This window comes from Acidovorax sp. HDW3, from assembly GCF_011303755.1.
Taxonomy (GTDB): Bacteria; Pseudomonadota; Gammaproteobacteria; order Burkholderiales; family Burkholderiaceae_C; genus Paenacidovorax.
Window position 1 is genome coordinate 908,306 of record NZ_CP049885.1, and the last position, 24,498, is coordinate 932,803.

General features: G+C 66.4%; 15 protein-coding genes, 2 tRNA genes and 1 riboswitch. Of the genes, 7 read left to right on the forward strand and 10 right to left on the reverse strand.

Going from position 1 to position 24,498, the window contains the following annotated elements; all coding sequences use genetic code 11:
- Positions 1-10: 10 nt before the first annotated feature.
- Both G7045_RS04025 and G7045_RS04030 read right to left on the reverse strand, forming a co-directional pair.
- Entirely contained in the window at positions 11-1,435 is a 1,425-nt protein-coding gene (locus G7045_RS04025) for an FAD-binding oxidoreductase (RefSeq protein WP_166157663.1), read from the reverse strand.
- Positions 1,432-1,845, reverse strand: coding sequence for a DUF2069 domain-containing protein (locus G7045_RS04030; protein ID WP_166157666.1), 414 nt, complete (start codon positions 1,843-1,845; stop codon positions 1,432-1,434). The genes G7045_RS04025 and G7045_RS04030 overlap by 4 nt, the downstream gene beginning before the upstream one ends.
- 21 nt (positions 1,846-1,866) lie before the next feature.
- Here G7045_RS04030 and G7045_RS04035 point away from each other — a divergent pair, with 21 nt between their 5' ends.
- On the forward strand, positions 1,867-3,123 hold the full coding sequence (locus tag G7045_RS04035) for a YhjD/YihY/BrkB family envelope integrity protein (RefSeq protein WP_166157669.1): 1,257 nt from the start codon (positions 1,867-1,869) through the stop codon (positions 3,121-3,123).
- Between the two features lie 34 nt (positions 3,124-3,157).
- On the opposite strand, the gene G7045_RS04040 is transcribed toward G7045_RS04035, so the two are convergent.
- Positions 3,158-3,889, reverse strand: coding sequence for an alpha/beta fold hydrolase (locus G7045_RS04040; protein WP_166157672.1), 732 nt, complete (start codon positions 3,887-3,889; stop codon positions 3,158-3,160).
- A 96-nt stretch (positions 3,890-3,985) separates the two neighbouring features.
- Between G7045_RS04040 and G7045_RS04045 the strand changes: the two genes are divergently transcribed.
- The 3 genes from G7045_RS04045 (at position 3,986) to G7045_RS04055 (ending at position 7,406) form a co-directional block, all read left to right on the forward strand.
- Entirely contained in the window at positions 3,986-4,471 is a 486-nt protein-coding gene (locus tag G7045_RS04045; RefSeq protein WP_166157675.1) for a CBS domain-containing protein, read from the forward strand.
- A gap of 86 nt (positions 4,472-4,557) precedes the next feature.
- Positions 4,558-5,655: a chorismate synthase gene (gene aroC / locus G7045_RS04050; protein ID WP_166157678.1), complete on the forward strand. Its 1,098-nt coding sequence runs from the start codon at positions 4,558-4,560 to the stop codon at positions 5,653-5,655.
- Positions 5,652-7,406 (forward strand): bifunctional UDP-sugar hydrolase/5'-nucleotidase, encoded by a 1,755-nt coding sequence (locus G7045_RS04055; protein ID WP_166157681.1) that lies wholly within the window; start codon positions 5,652-5,654, stop codon positions 7,404-7,406. The genes aroC and G7045_RS04055 overlap by 4 nt, the downstream gene beginning before the upstream one ends.
- A gap of 73 nt (positions 7,407-7,479) precedes the next feature.
- Here G7045_RS04055 and nrdR read toward each other — a convergent pair whose 3' ends face one another.
- The 3 genes from nrdR to G7045_RS04070 all read right to left on the reverse strand — a co-directional run bounded on the left by nrdR (position 7,480) and on the right by G7045_RS04070 (position 10,236).
- Positions 7,480-7,926 carry a transcriptional regulator NrdR gene (gene nrdR / locus G7045_RS04060; RefSeq protein ID WP_166157684.1) on the reverse strand — a complete coding sequence of 149 codons (447 nt, stop codon included), beginning with the start codon at positions 7,924-7,926 and terminating at the stop codon, positions 7,480-7,482.
- 15 nt (positions 7,927-7,941) lie between these two features.
- Positions 7,942-9,186 carry a serine hydroxymethyltransferase gene (gene glyA, locus G7045_RS04065; RefSeq protein ID WP_166157687.1) on the reverse strand — a complete coding sequence of 415 codons (1,245 nt, stop codon included), beginning with the start codon at positions 9,184-9,186 and terminating at the stop codon, positions 7,942-7,944.
- 32 nt (positions 9,187-9,218) lie between these two features.
- A riboswitch (ZMP/ZTP riboswitch) is annotated at positions 9,219-9,384 on the reverse strand.
- Between the two features lie 18 nt (positions 9,385-9,402).
- Positions 9,403-10,236 carry a lytic transglycosylase domain-containing protein gene (locus G7045_RS04070; protein ID WP_166157690.1) on the reverse strand — a complete coding sequence of 278 codons (834 nt, stop codon included), beginning with the start codon at positions 10,234-10,236 and terminating at the stop codon, positions 9,403-9,405.
- Between the two features lie 674 nt (positions 10,237-10,910).
- Here G7045_RS04070 and G7045_RS04075 point away from each other — a divergent pair.
- Positions 10,911-14,567 carry a DUF748 domain-containing protein gene (locus tag G7045_RS04075; RefSeq protein WP_166157693.1) on the forward strand — a complete coding sequence of 1,219 codons (3,657 nt, stop codon included), beginning with the start codon at positions 10,911-10,913 and terminating at the stop codon, positions 14,565-14,567.
- A gap of 125 nt (positions 14,568-14,692) precedes the next feature.
- Positions 14,693-17,347: a DUF349 domain-containing protein gene (locus G7045_RS04080; protein ID WP_166157696.1), complete on the forward strand. Its 2,655-nt coding sequence runs from the start codon at positions 14,693-14,695 to the stop codon at positions 17,345-17,347.
- A 109-nt stretch (positions 17,348-17,456) separates the two neighbouring features.
- On the opposite strand, the gene G7045_RS04085 is transcribed toward G7045_RS04080, so the two are convergent.
- The 3 genes from G7045_RS04085 to ltrA form a co-directional block, all read right to left on the reverse strand.
- Positions 17,457-17,541: transfer RNA gene (locus G7045_RS04085), tRNA-Leu, on the reverse strand.
- Positions 17,542-17,714: 173 nt separating this feature from the next.
- A tRNA-Leu gene (locus tag G7045_RS04090) sits at positions 17,715-17,799 on the reverse strand.
- A 124-nt stretch (positions 17,800-17,923) separates the two neighbouring features.
- Positions 17,924-19,648 carry a group II intron reverse transcriptase/maturase gene (gene ltrA / locus G7045_RS04095; RefSeq protein WP_166157699.1) on the reverse strand — a complete coding sequence of 575 codons (1,725 nt, stop codon included), beginning with the start codon at positions 19,646-19,648 and terminating at the stop codon, positions 17,924-17,926.
- 1,047 nt (positions 19,649-20,695) lie between these two features.
- Between ltrA and rnr the strand changes: the two genes are divergently transcribed.
- Positions 20,696-22,987: a ribonuclease R gene (rnr, locus tag G7045_RS04100; RefSeq protein ID WP_205737204.1), complete on the forward strand. Its 2,292-nt coding sequence runs from the start codon at positions 20,696-20,698 to the stop codon at positions 22,985-22,987.
- On the opposite strand, the gene G7045_RS04105 is transcribed toward rnr, so the two are convergent.
- Positions 22,988-24,487: an NAD(P)H-hydrate dehydratase gene (locus G7045_RS04105; RefSeq protein WP_166157708.1), complete on the reverse strand. Its 1,500-nt coding sequence runs from the start codon at positions 24,485-24,487 to the stop codon at positions 22,988-22,990. It abuts the gene before it with no gap.
- Positions 24,488-24,498: the final 11 nt, after the last annotated feature.

The window sequence follows — 24,498 nt, forward strand, 5'->3', positions numbered from 1 at the left end:
GCTATCATTTTTAATGGTTGCGCAGGATGCAGCCGGGGTTCATCAGCCCTTGCGGGTCCAGCGCCTGCTTGAGCGCGCGCATGAGCTGCAGGGCGACGGGGTTTTGGTAGCGTTCGAGCTGCGCCACCTTGAGCTGGCCCACGCCGTGCTCGGCCGAGAACGAGCCGCCAAACTGCGCCACGGCGTCGTATACCAGCGCGTTGACGCGCGCCTCCTGTGTGTGCAAAAACGCCTTGGCGTCGCCGCCCTCGGGCGCTTGCACGTTGTAGTGCAGGTTTCCGTCGCCCAGGTGGCCGAAGTTGACCAGGCGCACGCCGGGGATTTCGCGTTGCAAGAGCGCATCGGCATATTCGACGAAGGCCGGGATGCGCGAGGCGGCGACCGAGATGTCGTGCTTGATGTTGAGCCCCTCCTCGGCCTGCGCCAGCGGAATGCTCTCGCGCACATGCCACAGCTCCTGCGCCTGGGCGATGCTTTCGGCCACCACGGCGTCGAGCACGCAGCCGTCGTCCATTGCCTGCTCCAGCAGGTGTTCAAAGCGCTCGCGCGCGTGCGCCTCGCTTTCGCTGTCGCTGTTCTCCAGCAGCACGCAGTAGGGCGCGCCCGCCAGGCCGGCAAAGGGCACGCGCAGCTGCGGCATGTGCCGGGTCACCAGCGACAGGGCAAATTGCCCCATGGCCTCAAAGCCCGTCAGCGCTGCGCCCAGGTGCTGGTGCGCCAGGCCCAAAAGGCGCACCGCCGCCGCCATCGACGGCACGGCGGCCCAGGCGGTCAGCTGCGCGGTGGGCTGCGGAAAAATTTTCAGCGTGGCGGCGGTGATGATGCCCAGCGTACCCTCGCTGCCGATGAACAGGTCGCGCAGGTCGTAGCCGGTGTTGTCCTTGCGCAGGCCCGACAGGCCCGACCAAACCTCACCCTGGGGCGTGACCACTTCGAGCCCCAGGCACAGCTCGCGCGCGTTGCCGTAGCGCAGCACCTGGGTGCCGCCGGCGTTGCTCGCCAGGTTGCCGCCAATGGTGCAGCTGCCCTCGGCGGCGAGCGAGAGCGGGAACAAAAAGCCCGCCTGCGCCGCCGCTGCCTGCACGTTTTGCAAAATGCAGCCGGCCTCGACGGTGAGGGTGAGGTTGTCGGCATCGAGCGCGCGCACGGCGTTCAGGCGCGTGAGGCTGAGCACCAGCTGCTGGCCCGAATCGTCGGGCGTGGCGCCCACCGACAGCCCGGTGTTGCCGCCCTGCGGCACCAGGGCCACGCCGGCACGGGCGCAGGCGCGCACCACGGCGGCCACTTCGGCTGTGCTGCCCGGGCGCACCACGGCCAGGGCGTGGCCACGGCGGCGGCGGCGCCAGTCTTGCTCCCAGGCGCTCAGGTCGCCCTCGGTCAGCACATGGGCGGCGCCCACCAGGGCGCGCAGTTCGTCGAGCAGGGCAGCGCTCATGCTGGGTTCCTTACGGCGCTGCGCAGGCGCAGGCGCACATGCAGGGCGCAGGCGACGAAGAGCAGCAGGCACAGGGCGACTTCGCCCCCGGCCAGCCACTGGCTGGCGCCCTTGTCGCTCCAGGCGCGCACCACGCCTTCGGTGAAATACAGCCACACCACCAGGCTGACCCAGCGGTAGGTGTACATGCGGTTTTTGAGTAGCCCGGCCAGCGGCACGCACAGCGGCAGCGCCTTGAGCGCCAGCCACGAGCCGCCCGGGCGCAGCGGCGCCAGCCACAGCTCCCAGGCCAGGCTCAGCACGATGAGGCCCAGCAGGCTGCCCACGGCCAGCCAGCGCGAGGTCTGCACGGCAGGGGGGACGGAAGGGGCGAGGGCGGCCTGGGCCGAGGGGGGGGTGATCGTCGTCATGGGGCTGGCATCATATCGGCCATGGCTTTTACCCTGCTCACCCTGGCACAACATGCGCGCGCCCTGCCGGCGCAACTGGCGCGTTTTCCGTGGCGCAGCACCTTGCACATGCTGCGCGCGCGTTTTCGTGAGGACAAGCTGGGCCTGACGGCCAGCAGCCTGACGTTCACCACCATGCTGGCCCTGGTGCCCTTTGCCACCGTGGCGCTGGCGGCGTTCACCGCCTTTCCCATCTTCGGCAAGGCGCAGGAGCTGCTGCAGCGCTGGCTGATCGACAGCCTGATCCCGGAAACCATCGCGCGCCAGGTGCTGGGCTACATCACGCAGTTCGCCGCCAAGGCCAGCCGCCTGGGGGTGGTGGGCTTTTCCATGCTGCTGCTGACGGCGCTGATGCTGATCCTGACCATAGACCGCACGCTCAACACCATCTGGCGCGTGCGCCGCCTGCGCCCGCTGGGGCAGCGCGTGCTCATTTACTGGGCGGCGCTCACGCTCGGGCCGCTGCTGCTGGGGCTGAGCCTGGCGTTCACCTCCTACGTTGCCTCGGCCTCGCGCGGCCTGGTCGGGCAGTTGCCGGGGGGCTTGCGGCTGGCGTTCGATTCGTTTGAATTTCTGGTACTCGCCGCCGGCATGGCCGGGCTCTACCACTACGTGCCCAACACCCAGGTGCGCTGGCGCGACGCCTGGGCCGGCGGGCTGTTCGTGGCCATTGGCATGGAGCTGGCCAAAAAAATTCTGGCGCTGTACCTGGCGCAGGTGCCCACGTATTCGCTGATCTACGGCACTTTTGCCACGCTGCCGATCTTGCTGCTGTGGGTGTACGTGGTCTGGGTGCTGGTGCTGCTGGGCGCGGTCGTCACCGCCTACCTGCCCAGCCTGCTCGCCGGCGTGGCGCGCCCGCCCGACGGCCCGGGTGCGCCGCTGGCGCTGGCGCTGGAGACGCTGGGCCAGCTACAGCAGCTGCGCCAGAGCGAGGCCAAGGGCCTGCGCCTGCCGCAGCTGGCGGCGCAGCTGCGGGTCGATGCGCTGCAGCTCGAACCCGTGCTCGAAGCCCTGTGCGCGCTCGACTGGGTCGGCCCGGTCACCGAGTTGCACCAAAGCGGCAGCGAACAGCCGCCGCGCTTCGTGCTGTTGGTGGAGCTGGCGAGCACGCCGCTGGCGCCGCTGCTGCAGCGCCTGCTGCTGGCGCGCACGCCCAGCCTGGAGCCGCTGTGGCAGCGCGCGGCGCTGGACTATCTGCTGCTGGCCGACGTCGTCACGCCGCTAAGGCAACGCTGAAAAAGCGCATCGCATCGCGGGGGCTTCTTCAGCGTCACCCTAAAAAACTAAGCAGCAGCGCCAGCGTTTGCGCCGGTGCCTCGCCCTCGATGTCGTGCCCCGTGGGCAGCTCGTGCGCCTGCACCGCCAGGCCCGTGGCCCGCGCTTGTGCGATCAGCGCGGCAGCGGCGGCCGGCGGCGTCATGCGGTCGTGGCTGCCGGTGAGAAACAGCAGCGGGCAGGCCAGGGCGGCCAGCGCGGCCTCGGCGCCCTGGTAGCGGTCGCAGGCTTGCAGGCCCTGCAGCAGCAGGGGCTGGGCCGGGTTGGCGCGCAGCACGCGCAGGCCCATGGCCAGTTGCTGCTGCGCCGGTGCGCTGTCCTCGGGCAGGCTGTGGGCGTAGCGGATGATGCGCGCCAGCGCGTCTTCAGGCGCGCTGGCTGCCAAGTCCAGCAGCGCCGGCGCCACGCGCATCGGGCTGGCCGTGCCCAGCAGCGCCAGGTGGCTGGCGCGCGGGCCCAGGCGGGCAGCCGCCTCCAGAGCGATGAGCGAGCCCCAGCTGTGGCCGATGAGCGCCACCGGCCCCGTGGGTGGCAGCTGCGCCAGGGCCCAGTCGGCGCCGGCTTGCACACTGGCGGGCGCGGGCGCCGCGCTGCCGTCGTGGCCGGGCAGGTCGGGCGCCAGCACCTGCCAGCCGCGCGCGGCCAGGGCGGCGGCGGGCCGCGCCCAGACGCTGTGGTCGCAGGCAACGCCGTGGATGAAAAGCGCGCAGCGCGCTGGACTGGCCATAAATCGCTTCTCCTATTGCGGGGGTGCGGCGATTGTGCTGCGCGATGGGCTATATTTGCCCGAGCATTTTCACCTGGGCCCCGCGCCATTCCTGCCATGAAAGTCAGCGACATCCTGCGCCTCAAAGGCAACACCTTGTTCACCGTGACCCCGGACGCGCCGCTGGCGCAGGCGGTGCAGACCATGGCCGAGAAAGACATCGGCTCGCTGGTGGTGATGGAATACGGCGACCTGGTCGGGATGCTTACCTTCCGCGAAATCAACCTGGTGCTGGCGGCCAACGGCGGCAGCATCGGCGAGCGCCTGGTGCGCAGTGCCATGGACGACGCCCCCATCACCTGCACCCTGGAGACCGACATGGACGAGGTGCGGCGCATGATGCTTGGCTGCCACGCGCGCTACATGCCGGTGATGGACAAGCGCATGTTGATGGGCGTGGTCAGCTTCTACGACGTGGCCAAGGCCGTGGTCGATAGCCAGAACTTCGAGAACAAGCTGCTCAAGGCCTACATCCGCGACTGGCCGCAACAGGAAGCCAGCCAGGCCAGCCAGGCCAGCCAGGCCAGCCAGGCCAGCTCGTGACGCCCCAGTTTTGAGTAAAAAACGCTGCCAGCGCTTATCTATCAAGCGCTGGCAGCTATTTTTTTGATAGTAAAGAAACCTCCCCCATGAGCGGCAACACCCTCGGCACCCTGTTTTGCGTCACCAACTTTGGCGAGTCCCACGGCCCGGCGATCGGCTGCGTCATCGACGGCTGCCCGCCGGGCATGGCCCTGTCCGAGGCCGACATCCAGCACGACCTGGACCGGCGCCGCCCCGGCACCAGCCGCCACGTAACGCAGAGGAGCGAGCCCGACGCGGTCGAAATCCTCTCGGGCGTGTACGAAGGCCGCACCACGGGCGCGCCGATTGCGCTCTTGATCCGCAACCAGGACCAGCGCAGCAAGGACTACGGCGAGATCGCGCAGCAGTTTCGCCCCGGCCACGCCGATTACGCCTACTGGCACAAATACGGCATCCGCGATCCGCGCGGTGGCGGGCGCTCCTCGGCACGCCTGACGGCGCCCACCGTCGCCGCCGGCGCCGTGGCCAAGAAATGGCTGCGCGAGAAATACGGCACTGAGTTTCGTGCCTGCATGACGCAGCTCGGCGAGCTGCCCATCGCTTTTGAGGACTGGGCGCATGTGCCGCACAACCCGTTCTTCGCCCCGGTGGCCGACGTGCAGCGCTACGAGGATTACATGGATGCCCTGCGCAAGGCGCACGACTCGTGCGGCGCGCGCCTGCGGGTGCAGGCCACGGGCGTGCCCGTGGGCCTGGGCGAGCCGCTGTACGACCGGCTCGACGCAGCAATAGCCCACGCCATGATGGGCCTGAACGCCGTCAAGGGCGTGGAGATTGGCGCTGGCTTTGCCAGCGCCGCGCAGCGCGGCACGGTGCACGGCGACGCGCTCACGCCCGAGGGCTTTGCCAGCAACCACGCCGGCGGCATCCTGGGCGGCATCAGCACCGGGCAGGACATCGAGGTCAGCATTGCCATCAAGCCCACCAGCTCCATCCTGAGCCCGCGCGACTCGATCGACATCCACGGCCAGCCGGTGCAAGTCGTCACCAAGGGCCGGCACGACCCCTGCGTCGGCATCCGCGCCGCACCGATTGCCGAGGCGCTGCTGGCGCTGGTGGTGATGGACCACGCGCTGCGCCAGCGCGCGCAGTGCGCTGATGTGCACCAAGCCGTGGGCCCGATCGCGGCCGCCCGGCCATGAGGCGTCAGCGCGCACACGCTGCCGCCCTGGCCCTGGCGGCGGCGCTCCTGGCCGGCTGCAGCAGCACACCGGCGCCGGTGATGGACATCGCCCTGATCGGCTTCAACGACTTTCACGGCAACCTGGAGCCGCCGCGCCTGGCCGTGCCGGTGCCGACCGAGGGCGGCACGGTGCAGGTGCCCGCAGGCGGCGCCGCCTACTTTGCCAGCGCCATTGCCAGCCTGAAGGCGCAGCACCCGCACCATGCGCTGGTGTCGGCGGGCGATATGGTCAGCGCCTCGCCGCTGGTGTCGGCGCTGTTTCTCGACGAACCCACGGTGGAAGCCTTCAACACCATGGGGGTGGACTTTCACGCCGCTGGCAACCATGAATTTGACAAGGGCTGGCGCGAGCTGCTGCGCCTGCAGCACGGCGGCTGCGAGAAAAACACCGTGCGCGAGCCCTGCCAGCTGAGCCAGCCGTTTGCCGGCGCCAACTTTCCCATCCTCACCGCCAACACCCTGCGCGCCGACGGCGGCACGCTGCTGCCGGCCATCGGCCTCAAGCGCTTTACGGACAACGGCCACACCATCACCGTCGGCTTCATCGGCCTGACGCTGCGCGCCACGCCCACCATGGTGGCGCCCACCGGCGTCGCCGGCCTGCACTTTGCCGACGAGGCGGAGACTGCCAACGCCCTGATCCCGGCGCTGCGCGCGCAGGGCGCGGACGTCATCGTCGTCGTGCTGCACGAGGGCGGGCGCACCGATGCGCCGGTAACCGCACCCGGCTGCCAGGGCCTGAGCGGCGACATCGTGCCCATCCTGGAGCGGCTCGACCCGGCGGTGGACGTGGTGGTCTCGGGCCACACGCACCAGGCCTATGTGTGCGACTACGGCCAGGTCAACCCCCAGCGCCCGTTCTTGCTCACCAGCGCCGGCCTGTACGGCACTTTGTTGACCGAGATCCGCCTGGCGGTCGCTACCGACACGCGCCGCGTGCAGCGCAAGAGTGCGCGCCAGGTCATCGTCCAGGGCGAGCCCTTTACCGGCGCCCAGGGCCGGGTCGAGCTGCAGCCGAACTGGCCGGTGTTTGCCCCGGATGCCCGCGTGGCGCAGCTGGTGGCGCGCTACCGCGAGGCGGCCGTGCCCCTGGCGCAGCGCCCCGTGGGCCAGGCCAGCGGCGCCTTTTTGCGCCAGCGCCAGCCCTCGGGCGAATCGGTGCTGGGCAACCTGATTGCCGACGCCCAGCTGGCGGCCACGCGCGCGCCCGAACGCGGTGGCGCGCAGATTTCGTTCATGCACCCCGGTGGCATACGTGCCGACCTGGTGCCCGACGCCCAGGGCCTGGTGCGCTACGGCCAGCTGTTTGCCGTCCAGCCGTTTGGCAACAGCCTGGTGGTGCGCAGCTTCAGCGGCGCGCAGCTGCAGGCGCTGCTGGAGCAGCAGTTTCACAGCGGCAGCAACAGCGTGCAAAACCCGCGCGTGCTGTCGGTGTCCGACGGCTTTGGCTACCGCTACGACCTGTCGCAGCCGCCGGGCCAGCGGGTGAGTGCTTTGACCTTGCAGGGCCGCCCGATTGCGCCGCAGGAGCGGCTGCGCGTGGCCATCAGCAGCTATCTGGCGGCGGGGGGCGACAATTTCACGGTTTTCCAGCAGGGCCAGGATGACGTGGGCGGCGGCCAGGACCTGGATGTGTTCGAGGACTACTTGCGCACATACAGCCCGGTGGCGCCGCCGCGCGCTGACCGTATCACCCGCATCGCGCCGTGATGGGCATAAAAAAAGCCGCTAGCGCTTGATGAACAAGCGCCAGCAGCTATTATTTTGATAGTGATTCAGGGACTCAGCGCACTTCGTCGATCACGGTTTTGAACTCGTCGATGTCCTCGAAGCTGCGGTACACGCTGGCAAAGCGCACGTAGGCAACCTTGTCGAGCTTTTTGAGCTCGCGCATCACCAGCTCGCCCAGCAGGCTCGAAAGCACCTCGCGCTGGCCGAGGTTGAGCAGCTTTTCCTCGATGCGCTCAAGGGCGGAGTCGACCTGCGTCGTGCTCACCGGGCGCTTGCGCAGGGCAATGGCGAACGAGCCCTGCAGCTTGCGCCGGTCGTACTCAATGCGCCGTCCGTCTTTCTTGACGATGGCCGGAAAACTCACGTCCGGCCGTTCGTAGGTCGTAAAGCGCTTGGCGCAGCTGCCGCACTGGCGGCGCCGGCGCACGAAATCCCCATCCTCGGCCACGCGGGTTTCAACGACTTGCGTCTCCTGGTGGCCGCAGAACGGGCATTTCATCGTGCCGCCCTGGCTTTAGCGGTAGACCGGGAAGCGGCTGGTGAGCGCGTGCACCTTGGCGCGCACGGCGGCGATGTTGGCCTCGTCACGCGGGTTGTCGAGCACGTCGGCAATCAGGTGGGCCGTGGCGCGGGCTTCTTCTTCCTTGAAGCCGCGCGTGGTCATGGCCGGGGTGCCAATGCGCACGCCGCTGGTGACCATGGGCTTTTCCGGGTCGTTGGGGATGGCGTTCTTGTTGATCGTCATGTGCGCCTGGCCCAGCACGGCCTCGGCTTCCTTGCCGGTGATGCCCTTGGCGCGCAGATCGACCAGCATGACGTGGCTTTCAGTGCGGCCGCTGACGATGCGCAGGCCGCGCTCGGTCAGCGTCTGGGCAATGATCTGCGCGTTCTTGGCCACCTGTTGCTGGTACTGCTTGAACTCGGGCGAGAGTGCCTCCTTGAAGGCCACGGCCTTGGCCGCGATCACGTGCATCAGCGGGCCGCCCTGCAGGCCGGGGAAGATGGCGCTGTTGATGGCTTTTTCGTGCTCGGCCTTCATCAGAATGAAGCCGCCGCGCGGGCCGCGCAGGCTCTTGTGCGTGGTGCTGGTGACCACGTCGGCGTGCGGCACCGGGTTGGGGTACACGCCAGCGGCAATCAAGCCTGCGTAGTGGGCCATGTCCACCATGAAGATGGCGCCCACTTCTTTGGCGATTTTGGCAAAGCGCGCAAAGTCGATGTGCAGCGCGTAGGCCGAGGCGCCGGCGACGATGAGCTTGGGGCGGTGCTCGCGCGCCTTGGCTTCCATGGCCTCGTAGTCGATTTCTTCTTTCTCGTTCAAGCCGTAGGACACGACGTTGAACCACTTGCCCGACATGTTCAGCGCCATGCCGTGGGTCAGGTGCCCGCCTTCGGCCAGGCTCATGCCCATGATGGTGTCGCCGGGCTTGAGGAAGGCCAGGAACACGGCCTCGTTGGCCGAGGCGCCGCAGTGCGGCTGCACGTTGGCCGCTTCAGCGCCAAAAAGCTGCTTGATGCGGTCGATGGCCAGCTGCTCGGCCACATCGACAAACTCGCAGCCGCCGTAGTAGCGCTTGCCGGGGTAGCCCTCGGCGTACTTGTTGGTCAGCTGCGTGCCCTGCGCCCACATGACGGCGGGGGAGGCGTAGTTCTCGCTGGCGATCAGCTCGATGTGCTCTTCCTGGCGCTGGTTTTCGGCTTGGATGGCGGCAAACAGCTCGGGATCGGCTTGTTCGACAAGAATATTGCGTTGGTACATGGCAGTCCTTTGAATTGGAATCCCTTGGTGGCAAGGGCTGCCCAGGCGAACGGCTCGAACACTCTGGAGCGGTCGCCCCGGGCGGTACGCTTCCCAGTGGTTTGGCAGGAAGGCCAAGTGGCTTCGCTGCTGGTTTTCCACGTCAGCGGCAGCCACCCGGTGGGGCGGCCGCGCCTATCGCCAGTCGCGTACCCTGCTAGTGTAGCCCAGGGGCTTTCACATTTCGGGGCTGGAGAGCATGGCCACCTTGTCGCTGCCCGTTGCTGGGCTGCTCGGGCCAACCGGTGCGGCCTTGGTCGCAACGATGGGCGCCGCCGGTGCTGCCAGCGGCACATTGCGCCCAGCGGCCACCTGGCGCAGGCGCTGGTGCTCGGCCAGCACCTTGGCGGCATAGCCACCGTCGTCTTCGAGGTTGGCGGCGCCGACGTAGTAGCGCAAGCCCCCTTCGAGCGAACCGGCACGGGCAATGCACTCCTTGAGCACGCTCACGCCCACGCGCAGGTTGCTCACCGGGTCGAAGGCGGCAAAGTGGCCGCCAAAGTTCTGGTACTTGTCCTGGTGCACGCGCGTCATGACCTGCATCAGCCCCTGCGCGCCGACGGCGCTTTGGGCAAAGGGGTTGAAGCTCGACTCGATCGCCATGATCGCCAGGATCAGCGTCGGATCGAGCTTGTTGCGCTGGCCCAGGCCGTAGGCCTCGCTCACCAGCGCCGCCAGCGGCTCGGGCGCGACGCGGTATTTTTTGCTCAGCCAGTAAGCCACCTTGGCCTGCTCCTGGGGCAGGTCTTTGGGGTTGGTGGCGGTGGCGCGCTCGATGGCATCGGGCTCGACTGGGTGGTCGAGCTCGGCCACCTGGCGTGCTTGTAGCCAGCTGCGCAGTTCCTCCTCGCCGTTTTGGCGCAGGTCGGGACGGGCGATGAGGGTCAAGGCCACAAAGGCCACAGCCAAGCCCAGCAGGGCGAAGCTGTTGTGGGTGATTTCAAGAAAACCGTCGGCCATATCGGACACGACCTGGCGCACGGAGGCGACCATTTTTCCTGACGCTGTCATAGCTTTCCTTTCTTGGGGCCTGCTGGAGCGACTGGGTGGCCCGGGTAGGGCGGCGCAGAGGAGCTGCAGGCTTCGGATTGGTACGCCATCGAGCCTGCCGGGGCGCCGTGGTGGCGCACAAAGAAGGGGCAGACTGACTTAGCCGGTGTCGGCAGCGCTGGGGTTTGTACTAGCTTGTCAAAAGCTGGCGGATTCTAAAAGTCGATTTAATGCTAAGTCAATACTAAAAAATTGATGTTTAAGATCAAATTTGTATGTTAATGCTGTATGTGTGTCCATGTAAATCATTGTCCTTCGAGTGATGATTGTTGTTCTCAATCAAAGGCGGTGGTGTCATAAAAACAAAATGATTGGATTGCGGGCGTGCTTTCGGTACTGTTGGCTTGCCTGCACTTGCAAGGCATCTGCCGGACGAAGCCAAGCCGCTTGCACTCTGGGCGCTAAGGAGCCCGCCGCAAAGCAGGTCACGCTTTCACGGCAACCCCCTGGGGGCAATACCTTGCCCCCTGGCCGACGGGAGACACAGACGCTCTCTCCGTCGCCAATCGATGGCAAAGGCCGTTGTGCCAGCCGTCAAGCCCGGTGGTCGGCCCTGCGCCCCCACCGGGCTTTCTTATTTACCCTCCGTTGCACCCGTTCACAGCAGAAATCTGGTGCAATCCCTGCATTTGCACATGCAGGAGCCTCCGTTGTCGTCTCGTCTCATCGCTTGGCCGTGGTTGCGTCGCGCCGTCTGGGTGCTGTTGGGGGTGTTGCTGCTGTGGCTGCTGGGCTGGTTGGCGCTGCCGCCGCTTTTGCGCAGCCAGGGTGAAAAATGGGCTGGCGTGGCCCTGGGGCGCACGGTGCATATTGGCCGTGTCGAGTTTGCCCCTTGGGCGCTGCAGCTGACGCTGCACGACGTTGCCGTTGCCAAGGCACAGGGTGAGGGTGCGCAGCTGACGGTGCAGCGGGTGTATGTGGACTTGGCGGCAAGTTCGGTGCTGCGCCTGGCGCCGGTGCTCGATGCGTTGGAGGTCGATCAGCCTGTGCTGCACCTGGAGCAAACCCGTCCTGGCCACTATGACGTGGACGATATCCTGGCGCGCCTGGTCGCTGACGAGCCCGCGCCGCAGCCCACACCCCTGCCGCGCTTTGCGCTGTACAACGTCGTCGTGCGTGACGGTACGGTCGATTTTGTCGATCACACGGTAGAGCGCACGCACGCGCTGCGCGATTTGCAGCTGCGCGTGCCGTTTCTGAGCAGCCTGGCGTCCAAGCGCGAGATCAAGGTCGAGCCCCGGCTGGCGTTCGAGCTCAACGGCAGCCGTTTTGACTCGTCGGCGCAGAGCACGCCGTTTCTCTCCAGCCATCAAACCCAGGCCCGTCTGCGCCTGGCCGATTTTGACTTGGCCCCCTACCTGGCCTACGTGCCGGCCTCGGTGCCGGTGCAGCTGCAAGCGGGCGTTCTGGATGTGGACTTGCAGCTGTCGTTCGAGCAGCAGGAGCAGGCCCACGTCAGCATCAGTGGCCAGGTGCAAGCGCGCGGTCTGCGCTTGGCCGATCGCCAGCAAAAACCCTTGTTGGCCGTCGATGCCATCCGCGTGCAACTCGCCGATGTGCAGCCACTGGCCCAGCGCGGTCATTTGTCAGCTATTGAAATAGAAGCGCCTAAGGCACAGGCAGTGCGCGCTCGCGATGGTTTGCTCAACTGGCAGCGGTTGGCCGACGGTGCCCCCACTGCGCCCTCCAGTGCTTCGCCACCTCCGTCCACGCCGGGTTGGCAGTGGCAAATCGATCGGGTGCGCTTGCACGGCGGCGAGGTCGATTGGCGCGACGAGGCCGTGGCCGCAGGCGCCCAGCTGGCGCTCAAGGCAGTGCAGCTCGATGCCAAGGCCATTGCCTGGCCGCTGCAGCAGCCGTTTGACTTTGCCGGCAGCGCCACCCTCGAAGGGGGGAAAATTGGTTTTCAGGGCCAGGCCAGCACGCGCATGGCAACGCTGGCCACGTCGATTCGCCAGCTGCCCCTGGCGGTGGGCGCACCTTATCTGGCGCAATACCTGCAGCCGCGCCTGGATGGGCGCCTGGATGCCGACCTGGGCCTGGCCTGGAACGACCCCGCCTGGGTGCTGCGCCTGGCGCACCTGTCACTGGCCAACGTCACCTTGCGCTGCACGCCCCCGGGCACCTGTGCGCAAGCTGGGGCGAAGAACAAGCCCCAGTGGCTCGCTGTGGCCGGGTTGCAGCTCGACGACCTGCGTGTCAATGGCCAGACGCAGCAGGTGCGCGTGGGGCGTCTGGCCCTGGCCCAGCCTGAGGTGCAACTCGAGCGCGATGCCCAGGGCCGCTGGATGTTCGAGCCCTGGCTGCGCCCGCAGCTGGCTGCAGCTCCGGCCCCGGCGGTGGCGGCTGCACCAGCACGCCCCTGGAGCTTGCAGCTCGCCCAGCTTGAAATCGACGAGGGCGCGGTGGCCTTGCGCGACGCCCAGCCGCAGCAGGCGGTGGCGCTGCAGCTGTCGCAGCTGCGCCTGCGCGTGCAAGACCTGGCGCCGCTGACCCCGGGCGCTGCGCCGGCGCATCTGGAGCTGGCCGCGCGTGTCGATGCCGGGCGCCGCCAGGCCGGGCAGCTGCAATACAAGGGCAGCCTGGGGCTGGCGCCGCTGCGTAGCCAGGGCCAGTTGCTGGCGACGCAGCTGCCGCTGCATGTCCTGGAGCCTTATGTGGCGCAGGCGCTCAATGTGCGTGTGCTGCGCGCCGATGGCAGCTTCAAGGGCAGCGTCGATGTGGCCGAACGCCCCCAGGGCCTGCAGGTCCATGTGCAAGGGGATGCCGCTATTGACGACCTGCGCCTGCGCTCGGCCCTGTTGACCCGTCCTGGTGCGGTGGCGGCCGACGACGATGAGGCGCCGCGCCGCCTGACGGCGCAAGACGATCTACTCAAGTGGAAATCGCTGGGCTTGCGTGGCCTGGATCTGGCCCTGGCGCCACAGCAGCCGTTACAGCTGCAGGTGCGCGAGACGGCGTTGAGCGACTTTTTCGCCCGCATCATCGTGCAAGAGGGCGGGCGCATCAATTTGCAGGACGTGCTCAAGCAGCCGTCCGTACCTGCCGGCCCCGTCGCAGCCCCTGTGCCGGCTGCTGCGGCGCCCATCGTGCGCTTTGGCCCCATCACCCTGGCTGGGGGGCAGGTGCGTTTTACCGACCATTTCATCAAGCCCAATTACTCTGCCGACCTGAGCGAGCTGACCGGGCGCCTGGGCGCGTTTTCCTCGCAGCCGCCGGCGCCGGGCGAGCCGCCCCTTATGGCGGAGCTGGAGCTGCGCGGGCGTGCCGAAGGCACGGCGCAGCTCGAAATTACCGGCCGCCTGAACCCGCTGGCGCAGCCGCTGGCGCTCGACATCGTCGGCAAGATGCAGGGCCTGGAGCTGCCGCCGCTCTCGCCCTACAGCATCAAATACGCCGGCCACGGCATTGAGCGCGGCAAGCTCAGCATGGAAGTGTCGTACCAGATTCAGCCCGACGGTCAGCTCACCGCCAACAACAAGCTGGCGCTGCACCAGCTCAGTTTTGGCGATGCCGTCGAAGGCGCCCCCGCCAGCCTGCCGGTGCGCCTGGCGACGGCGCTGCTGGCCGACAGCAACGGCGTGATCGACCTGGATCTGCCTGTCAGCGGCTCGCTCAATGATCCGCAGTTTCGCGTCAGTGCGGTCATTTTCAAGCTGTTGGGCAACATCATCATGAAGGCGGTGACGGCGCCGTTTGCCCTGCTTGCCAACGCTTTTGGTGGCGGTAGTGGCGGCGATGCCAGCAACGTGGCTTTTGCCCCCGGCAGTGCGCAGCTCGATGCAGCTGCGCGCGCCAACCTCGACAAAGTTGCCAAGGCACTGCAAGAGCGCCCGGCCTTGACGCTGACCGTGGTGGGGCAGGCGCAGCTGGCAAGCGAGCGCGAGGGCTGGAAAAATGCGCAACTGCAGTCCATGCTGCTAGCGCAAAAACGCCGTGAGGCGCGCCGCAGCGGCCAAGACCCGCAGGCTGTGCAGGACGTCACGGCCGCTGAAACGCCCGCTTTGCTGCAAGCGCTGTATCGCCGTGCCGACAACATTCCCAAGCCGCGCAACCTGTTGGGCTTGCCCAAAGAATTGCCCGTGGCCGAGGTGCAGGCACTGCTGCTGGCGGGTATCAGCCTGCCCGAGGACGCCATGCACGAGCTGGCCAGCGAGCGTGGCGTGGCCGTGCGCGACTACCTGACGGCGCATGGCGTACCTGGCACGCAGCTGTTTTTGGGGGCGGTTGATACCGCGCCGCAGCAGGACAAATGGACGCCGCACGCGCACCTGACCCTGGCCTTGCCGTAGGGGCGTTTGGGCCGGGCGCCAAATCCCGGCGAAAATAAGCGTTTTGCTCCAGCCCGAAGGGCAGGCAGGTTTTTCTGCTCCGGTGCACGCAGGGCGTGGCCGGGACGGCTCTCTTTTCTTTCGCCATGTTTCCTTTTACCTCTCGTTCCACCATGTCCGATGCACCTGAAGTGATCCCGGCCCCGGCCAAGACCGCTGACGCCCATCCCCTCGATGCGCTCACCGGCGGCGCTTTTTCTGCCGCCACCTCTGGCGAGCGCGCTGCCCGCGTGCGCGACTGGTTGGCCGGCAACCCCGCGCCCGAGCAGCTGCAAGAGGTGTTCAAGGAACTGAGCGTGCGCGACAAGGGCGCAGCCCGCGCCATTCGCGAGCGCATCGACGAGCTCAAGCGCGCCAAGAACCAGGAAGCCATCGCCGCCGAATGGGCCGAGAAGGCGCAGACGCTGCTGGCGAGCGCGCGCCTGAACATTGCCGACGCCATGGCCTGGCAGCGCGATGCCGCCAAGGCCGGTGCGCCGCTGTCGCGCGAGCCGCTGTCGGCCTTCAAGGTGCAGCTGGCCGAACGCATCAAGGTGATCGAAGACCTGCAGCACCGCGTGCAGGTGCAGCGCGAAGCCGCCGTGCTGCTGGCGCAGCGCATCGAAGTGCTCTCGACCAAGCCCTGGGCCGACGCCCAGGCGGCGCTGGAGCTGCTGCGCGTGGACGTCAGCCGCTGGCAGGAGCAGGCCCAGGCACTGATGGACGACGCCAGCTGGGCCAGCGTGGAGGCGCGCTTCCCGCCCCTGCTCGACGCCTCGCGCGGCCAGCTGCAGGTGGTCTGGGACGCCTTTGCCGCAGCCCTGGAGCAAACCGTGGCCGCTGCCGCCGACGCGAACGCCCCGCTGCCCCCCGTGCCGGTGTGGGCCGATGAGCTGCGCGCTGCCCGTGGCCTGCCCACCGAAGCCGAAACCGTGGTCGCTGCTGCCGCCGCCAAGCAGCCCAAGCCCAAGACCGACCCCGCTATCGTCGAAAAAGCCCAGCAGGCCGTGCGTGAGGTGCTCTCAAAATTAGAGCAAGAGACCGCCGAAGGCCACGGCAAAGCCAGCGCGGGCGCGGCCACGGCGCTGCGTGCCGTGCTCAAGACCCAGGGCCGTCACATCGACGCCGCCCTGGAGCAGCAGGTGCACCAGGCGCTGGTGGCCGCCGGTGAACTGCAGGGCTGGCAGCGCTGGAGCGCCGACCAGGTGCGCGAAGAGCTGGTCGCCAAGGCCGAAGCCCTGCTGGCGCGCCCCGAGGGCCAGGCCCTGGGCGGACGCAAGATGCAAGAGAGCCTGCGCCAGCTGCGCGAGCAGTGGAAGCAGGCCGACCAGGGCGGCCCGGCCAACCATGGCCTGTGGCGCAAGTTTGACGAAGCCTGCAACGCCGCGCACAAGGTGGTTGAAGGCTGGCTCGACAAGGTGCGCGCCGAGAGCGCCGAGCACAAGGCCAAGCGCCTGGCCTTGATCGAGGAAGTGAAAACCTGGGCCGCCGCGCACGCTGCCAGCAGCGACTGGAAGGGCATCAACCGCGCGCTGCACCAGTTCTCTGAGCGCTGGCGCGATGGGGGTCATGTCGGCGAGAAGCTCTTTGCCGAGCTGCAGCCGCTGTGGAAGCAGGCCATCGCCCTGGCCGCCGCACCGCTCGAAGCCGCGCAAAAAGCCAGCCTGGCCCAGCGCCAGGCCATGATCGAAGAAGCCACCGCCCTGGGTGCAGGCGCACAGCTGCGCATCGACGCCATCAAGGCCCTGCAGCAGCGCTGGCAGGCCGAGGCACAGAGCGTGCCGCTCGATCGCAAGCAGGAACAAAAGCTCTGGGACGCCTTCCGCAAACCCATTGACGAAGCCTTCAACCGCAAGGGCGCCGAACGTGAGCGCGCAGCCGGCGAGATGAGCGCGCGCGACCGCGTGGTGCTCGACGCCTCCAAAGCCCTGGAGGCGGCCAACGCCAGCGGCGATGCGCAGCAAATCCGCAGCGCCATGCAGGCCCTGGAAGCGGCCCTGCAGCAGCGTGCTGAGGCGGAGAAATCTGAACAAAATCAGGCTCCAGCCCAAGAGGAGCAAGCGCTAACAGCTACAGAAAGTGAAGCGCCCGCTACTGCCAAAGCTGCCCCCGTGCGCCCGCTGCGCGCCGTGCGCGGCGATGATCGCCCGGGAATGCAGCGTGACGCGGCTGCCGCGCCGCGCCGCGATGCCCGCCCGGGCCGCCCCGAAGGGCGTGGGGAGGGCCGTGGCGATGGTCGCGGGGATGGTCGTTTCGAGCGCGGCAGCCGCTTTGGCGAGCGCAGCCCCCGCGAGGAGCGCGGCCCGCGCCTGGGCGACGCGGCCTTCCGTGCCCAGCGCGACGCCATGGACCACGCTCAGCTGGCGCTGAAAAAACTCGCCGCCCAGGCCCATGGCGAAGCGCTGACGCAGCTGCTGACGGCTTGGGAGCAGCGCGACGCTGCCCAGTTGCCCAGTGGCCAGGAGCTCGGCGGCCGCGTCACCACGCCGGTGCGCAGCAGCTGGGTACAAGCGCTGTCGGCGGCGCCAGCGGGTGATGCGGGCGAAGCCCTGCTGCGCCTGGAGATGGCTGCCGATGTGCCCACGCCCGCTGAGCAGCTGAACGCCCGCCGCGCGCTGCAGCTGCAAATGCTCACGCGCCGCAACGACCCGGCGCCGGCACAAACCTGGGGCCAGGATGCCGCCCGCGTGCTGGGCGCCGCTAGCGATGCTGCCAGCGCCCGCCGCCTGCAAAGCGCACTCAAGGCGCTGCTGCGCAAGTAAGTCCGCCAGCAAAAAAGGCTGCCACAGGAATGTGGCAGCCTTTTTTTTGCGTGCACCCTCAGGCGGGCAAAACAAAAAGGCCGTTGCTTGCGCAACGGCCTTCGATGTTTGGTGCCCAGGAGAGGACTCGAACCTCCACGGAGTTACCCGCTAGTACCTGAAACTAGTGCGTCTACCAATTCCGCCACCTGGGCTTTCAGGAAAGACTCGAATTATACGGTCTTTTTAGTTGCTTCAATAAAAATAACGAACTTTTTGCAAAATCCGTTCTCAGTCTTGAAGACTTGCACAAGAAACCGCTGATCGTACAGCAGCTGCTTGTGTTTTCCGCATTTGACGTCAAACCATCACAGCTTGTCGTTAAACTTGGTGCCCAGGAGAGGACTCGAACCTCCACGCCTCTCAGCGCTAGTACCTGAAACTAGTGCGTCTACCAATTCCGCCACCTGGGCATTTCAGGAGGGTAGGGACAGTTCATTACTGAACCATCCCCCCCTAAGAACCGGACTTGCGACTTTCACCGCATCCGGCTCAAGCACAACACTATCCGTATTGTGCGAAGACTCAGATTGTACCCTAAGTTTTCGCCTTCTTCGGAATCGAAGCCCCATGTGGGGCCGGTTTCGCTACCGTCAGACCCAAGGCATGCAGTCTGATGTGGCAGACCGGGTGCAGTAGTACCCGGTTGTAGAGAGCATCCGACCCGCCATCCACTTTGCGAACAATGTGGTGGTCGTGCCATCCGCTCTCGTAGTCCAAGGGCTGTGCGCAAAGTGCACACTGCCCCGCCTGGGACACATACAGCATGGTTGTTTCGGCCCTGTACGCGATGCTTCGCAGCATGCGCTTCGTCCTCAATTTCTCGCCGTACGCTTCCCACGATGGATCGAAGGGGTTGTAGTCAGCCTTGATCTTCTCGTGCCTCACGATCTCTGTATCCGCGAGCTTCAACAGCTTTTTCGTGAATGGACCTTCTGCCGTCTTGACGGTTGCAGCGAACTCATTCCTCTCGTTGATGCGCTGCCAGTAACGGTTCGCACACCACTTCGGGGACTTGTTTGGATGGCGCCGTCTCGCCCAGCGGACAAGCCGCCAGTAGATCAAGTTGTCCATCTTGTTGAAGGTTTCTTTTGCCACCACCGGATGGTGGTACTGCGCCCATCCCCGAAGGATAGGGTTCAGTTTGGCGATGAGATCCTCCTGTTTCACCATCGCATGTGTCTTTACGATCTCCCTGACCTTGCTGTAGAGCGCTTGCGCGTTCTTCTTGCTTGGCTTGATGAGTAGTTTTCCCGCGTACTTGCGGAAATTCCACCCCAGAAAGTTGAAGCCGTCATCAATGTGGGCGACCCTTGTCTTTTCCGGCGACAGTTGCAACCCTCGTTGTGCGAGGAATGCTTCGACCCACGGCCTGACTTCTGTCTCCAGCAACTCCGCGGAGTCGCCGGTGATGACGAAATCGTCTGCGTACCGGATTACATTGACTTTCAGCTTCAAGGCGCGAGACCTGAACCGCGCTTTGAGGTGCGCGGCCAAGCCGGATTCGAGCCCGTTCAGACACATGTTCGCCAATGTTGGCGAAATGATGCCGCCTTGCGGCGTTCCTTCGTCAGTCGGCGAGAAGTGACCCTGGTGGATCACCCCGGCTTTCAGCCACTTGCGCAGGATTGCCTTGTCCGTGGGGACGTGGCGCACCAGCCAGTCGTGGTTGATGTGGTCGAAACAGCCTCGGATGTCCGCCTCCAGCACCCATGGGGCCGAAGCCTTTTTGGATGTGCAGACGAATATCTGGCCCATGGCATCGGCCGTGGAGCGATTTCTCCTGAACCCATAGGAGTTCGGGTCGCTCGTACTTTCCGCCACGGGCTCTAGTCCTAGCAGGTGAAGTGCCTGCATGGCCCGGTCGAACATGGTTGGAATGCCCAGTGGGCGCTCCTTCCCGTTCGATTTTGGGATGTAGACCCGCCGCAAGGGCAGGGGCCTATACCCTCGTTGCTGTTTCAACAAACCGATTGCCGCCCATTTCAGGAGCGGAGTATCCCAAAGTTGGCGATCGACCCCTGCCGTTCGCTTGCCTTGGTTTTCGGTCACCCGCCTTACCGCCAGAGCTCTGGCAGAGTGCGAGTGGATCAAGGATCGTTGGAGGGCTTTCACCCGCCGCCAATCCTGTTCTTGCGTCGCCTTCGCGATCTTTTGCTGCATCGTTCGCACAAACCTTTCAACTCGCTGCCAGTCAATGGCGTGCCAGTCGGCGGGTTCGCGTGAGGATGCAGGCTCGCTGTTGCCAGCAAGTTTTCTCATGCTTTCCTCTTTGAGTTAGACCCATCGAGGACGCACTTCTCCCCCGAAGGGGAATTGAGCATCCCTTCGGGGTCGATTGAACTTAGACAGCCATCTCGCGACGGTTGCACCAAGTGGAAGTTTGCACGCTTTCGCGTTAGGGCAAAGTTGGAACCCCTATGCCACCCGTTACAGGCAGCCGTTCGCTTTTTCCACCATCCCATACCCCCTCATCCAACAGGTTGCCTTGCGGCTCCCCTGCCTGCGTGCCGAAGCGCGCAGGCGGGTGGTGGGGCTTACCACGTTCCCTGATCTACCGATCTTGGCGGTTTGCGCCGCTTCGATCTCTCCATTTAGGACCCATCTTTCCTGGGGCTGCATATTGACGACGTATTCCCACTTTCCACAGGAATAGCCAGCAGCGCACCTTTTGGTTACGGCCTATCAGCAGATTTGGCCGTTCAATCTTCACCCAGGTTCTGACGATGGTTCACTTATGTTGCCCATATGGAACTAGCCTAGCCCCCTCGGCCGCCTTTCTGCTGGCAGCTTCCAGCTACACCCTCGCGGGCGTAGCTGCTACCGAAGTAGGGGTTCATTGTTGAGTGGGCTTCACACAGGGTCATTACTGTCCCTGCATGCCACTCTAGGCTACTCGCGGTCGCACGCGAGGTCACAGCGATCCGTTGCCGGATGTATGACAAGGCAGATCAGAGCAGGACGCTCTGAATGGTTTACTCAGAAACGAGCTGCGCACGCGGCAGACAAAGCTCCGCTTGTGGCGTGCTCGTCGGCTATGTGCGCGAGCGCCACAAACGGCATCTCTGCCGCTTTCAATATAAAGTCACTCGATAGAGTGGCTTTGATGAGATAGCTCGGTTGCCCGTCTATCTTCTATTAAAGCCCGTCCTTGCGGATCAAGCTGTGGGATGATCGGGGTGAGCCGAGCATCTGTTTTATGCCCGCCGAAGCGGGTGAGTAAATTGCTAATATTTAACGAGGCAGCTACCTCATTCAGAACGACACATTACGTGTCGCACGGAAAGACTCAGATTGTATAGCAAAAAAATGAACTCCCGTACGCGCAGCCCCCAGACCAACACAGAAATCGAAGGCAGCGTACAAGGCCACCGTGACGGCTTTGGTTTTGTCGTGCGCGACGACGGCGAGGCCGACATCTTTCTCCCCCCCAATGAAATGCGCGCCGTGCTGCACAAGGACAGGGTGCGCGTGCGCATCACCGGCCAGGACAAGCGCGGCCGCCCCGAAGGGCGGGTGCTGGAAATCATCGAACGCCCACCGCAGCCGCTGATTGGCCGCCTGCTGCAGGAAAGCGGCGTCTGGCTGGTCGCGCCCGAGGACAAGCGCCTGGGGCAAGATATCTTGATCCCGGCCAACGCCCTCGGGGCGGCGCAGTCGGGGCAGGTGGTGGTCGTCGAGCTGACCGAGCCGCCGGCGCTCTATGGCCAGCCGGTCGGGCGCATCACCGAAGTGCTGGGTGAGGTCGATGACCCGGGCATGGAGATTGAAATTGCGGTGCGCAAATACGGCGTGCCGCATGAATTTTCCGACGCCTGCCTGGCGCAGGCGAAAAAATTGCCGGAGAAGGTGCGCGCGCTCGACAAGAAGCAGCGCATCGACCTGACCGACATCCCGTTGGTCACGATCGACGGCGAGGATGCACGCGACTTCGACGATGCCGTGTATTGCGAGCCCGCCAAGGTCGGGCGCGGCAAGGGCTGGCGCCTGCTGGTGGCGATTGCGGATGTGAGCCACTACGTGCAGACCGGCAGCGCCATCGACATCGACGCCTACGACCGCGCCACCAGCGTCTACTTTCCGCGCCGCGTCATTCCCATGCTGCCGGAAAAGCTCAGCAACGGCCTGTGCTCGCTCAACCCCGAGGTCGAGCGCCTGTGCATGGTGTGCGACATGCTGGTGTCGGCGCAGGGCGAGGTCACGGCCTACCAGTTCTATCCGGCAGTGATGTTCAGCCACGCACGCTTTACCTACACCGAGGTCGCTGCCATTTTGTCGAACACGCGCGGCCCCGAGGCGCAGCGGCGCCAGGCGCGGGTGGCCGATTTGCTCAATCTGCAGGACGTGTACCGCGCCTTGCTCGGCGCACGCGGGCACCGGGGGGCAGTGGACTTTGAAACCACCGAGACGCAAATCGTTTGCAGTGAAAACGGGCGCATCGAAAAAATCGTGCCGCGCACGCGCACCGAGGCACACCGCCTGATCGAGGAGGCCATGCTGGCCGCCAACGTCTGCAGCGCCGATTTCATCGCCCAGGGCGGCCAACCCGGCTTGTACCGGGTGCACGAGGGACCGACGCCGGAAAAAATCGACATCCTGCGCGGCTTCTTGAAGTCGCTGGGGGTGAACCAGTCGGTGAGCGACGATCCCAGCACCATGGAGTTCCAGCGCATTGCCGAGGCCACCAAGGAGCGAGCGGACGCGCAGCAGATCCACACCATGCTGCTGCGCTCGATGCAGCAGGCCATCTACACGCCCATCAACAGCGGCCACTTTGGCCTGGCGTACGAGGCCTACACGCACTTCACCAGCCCCATCCGGCGCTACCCTGATTTGCTCACGCACCGCGTCATCAGGGCCATTTTGGCCGGCCAGCGCTACCAGCTGCCGACGCTGCCAACGCCGGGCGAAGCGCACGCCAAGCTCGCCAAGCGCCTGGCCGAGCGCGTGCAAGAGCCGCGCCAGCGCCCGCGCAAAGCCGCTGGCGCAGCCTCCGTGGCCGAATCGCAGGCCTGGGAGGCAGCGGGCCTGCACTGCAGCGCCAACGAACGCCGCGCTGACGAGGCCAGCCGCGACGTCGAATCCTGGCTCAAGTGCCAGTACATGCGCGAGCATTTGGGCGAGGAATACAGCGGCCAGGTATCGGCCGTGACCAGCTTTGGTATTTTCGTCACGCTCGATGCGCTGTATGTCGAGGGCCTGGTGCACATCACCGAACTCGGTGGCGAGTATTTCCGCTTCGATGAGGCCCGCCAGGAGCTGCGCGGCGAGCGCAGCGGCGTGCGCTACGCCCTGGGCACGCGCGTGCAGGTGCAGGTCAGCCGGGTCGATCTCGATGGCCGCAAGATCGACTTTCGCCTGATTCCGGCGCAGGACGCGGCGTTCCCCCCCGCAGAGCGCGCCAGTGCCAAACCGGCGTTCAGGCCCAAGGCCGACAAGCGCCCCGCCAGCCAAGAGGCTGCGCCCCCGGAGCGTGCGCGCAAGGACAAGGCGCGGCCATCCGTCCATGCCGCCAAGCCGATGAAACCGGCCAAGCCGGCCAAACCGCTGAAAGCGGGCAAACCAGCCAAAACCAAAAGCGGGCGCAAGCCCCGGGGGTGATCAGGGCGTGAGCGCCTGCGCCAGGCGGCTGGCCGTCAGGGCCTGCGCTGGCGGCCAGGCATCGGCCAGGGCGCCGTGCTGCCAGCAGGCGGCGCAGGCGGCGCTCCAGGCATCTGCAGTTTGGGCCAAGCGCGTGCCCAGCAGGCCGGCAAGCACATCGCCTGTACCGGCTGTGGCCAGCCGGGCGTTGCCCGTGGGGTTGATGGCGGGCGGCTGCCCTGGCGCGGCAATGATGCTGCCCGAACCCTTGAGCACGACGGTGCAGGCAAAGCGCGTGGCCAGCGTCTGTGCGGCTTGCAGCCGCTGGGCTTGCACTTGCGCCGTATGGGTGCCGAGCAGGCGCGCGGCTTCGAGCGGGTGCGGCGTCAGCACCGTGGCCTGGCCCTGGGCGGCGCGCTGGTGCAGCGCCTGTTGCAAGGGCGCTTCGGCGGCAATGGCGTTGAGTGCGTCGGCATCGAGCACCAGGCGCGGCGCCAGCGCCAGCACTTGCGCCAGCACCGGACGCACGGCAGCGCCGCCGCCGCAGCCGCAGACCACGGTGAGCTGCGCCCAATCGAGTGCGGTCACCTGGCGCAGCATGAGCTCGGGTTGACTGGCATCGATACCGGGCGCGTCGGCATCGAGGGGGGCCAGCAGCACCCGGCCAGCGCCGGCGTGCAAGGCGGCGCGCGCGGCCAGCACGGCGGCGCCGCCCATGCCCAGGCCACGTGCGGCCAGCCCTTCACCACCGACGATGACAACGTCTCCAAAACTGCCTTTGTGGCTGGCGTGTGCACGCACCTGGTGCGCTGGGGCGCCGGGCAGCCAGGCGCAGGCCGTGGTGTGGCTGGCGGCGGCGCCCAGGTCATCGAACCAGATGCGGCCAGCGGCGTCGCGGCCAGCGCCGGTGAACAGGCCGGGTTTGAGGGTCAGCAGGCTCAGGGTGTGGCGTGCGCTCGCTGGGGGGCCGCTGGGGGCGAAGGGTGTGAGGTACTGGCCGCTGTCGCAGCACAGGCCCGAAGGCACGTCCACACACAGCACGGGCGCTGCGCTGGTGTGCAAGGCTTGCAGGCAGGTGTGCAGCGCAGCATGGGCGGCGTTCGTTGGGCGGTCAGGGGCTAGGCCGATGCCCAGCAGGGCGTCGATGCACAGGTCTTGCGGCCCGAGGGTGGGCGCTGTGCTGCAAAACACCACCCCGGCTTGCCGGGCGCGCTGCCAGGCGGCGTGGGCGTCGGCGGGGGCGCGCTCTGGCTGCCCCAGCCAGGTCACTTGCACCGGTCTGCCGCGTTGGTGCAGCTGCAGCGCCGCTTCCAGACCGTCGCCGCCGTTGTTGCCGCTGCCGCAGGCAATCCAGATGCAGCGGGCGTGGGGGGCCAGGGCCTGCGCCAGCTGCGCTGTGGCCAGGCCGGCGCGCTGCATCAAGGTGTGCGCGGGCAGGGCAGCAGCGGCTGTGGTTTCGTGCTGGCGCGTGGTCGCCAGGTCATGCAGCGGCTGGCGCTGCTCCAGGTTCAGGGCTTGCATGGCGGCGATTG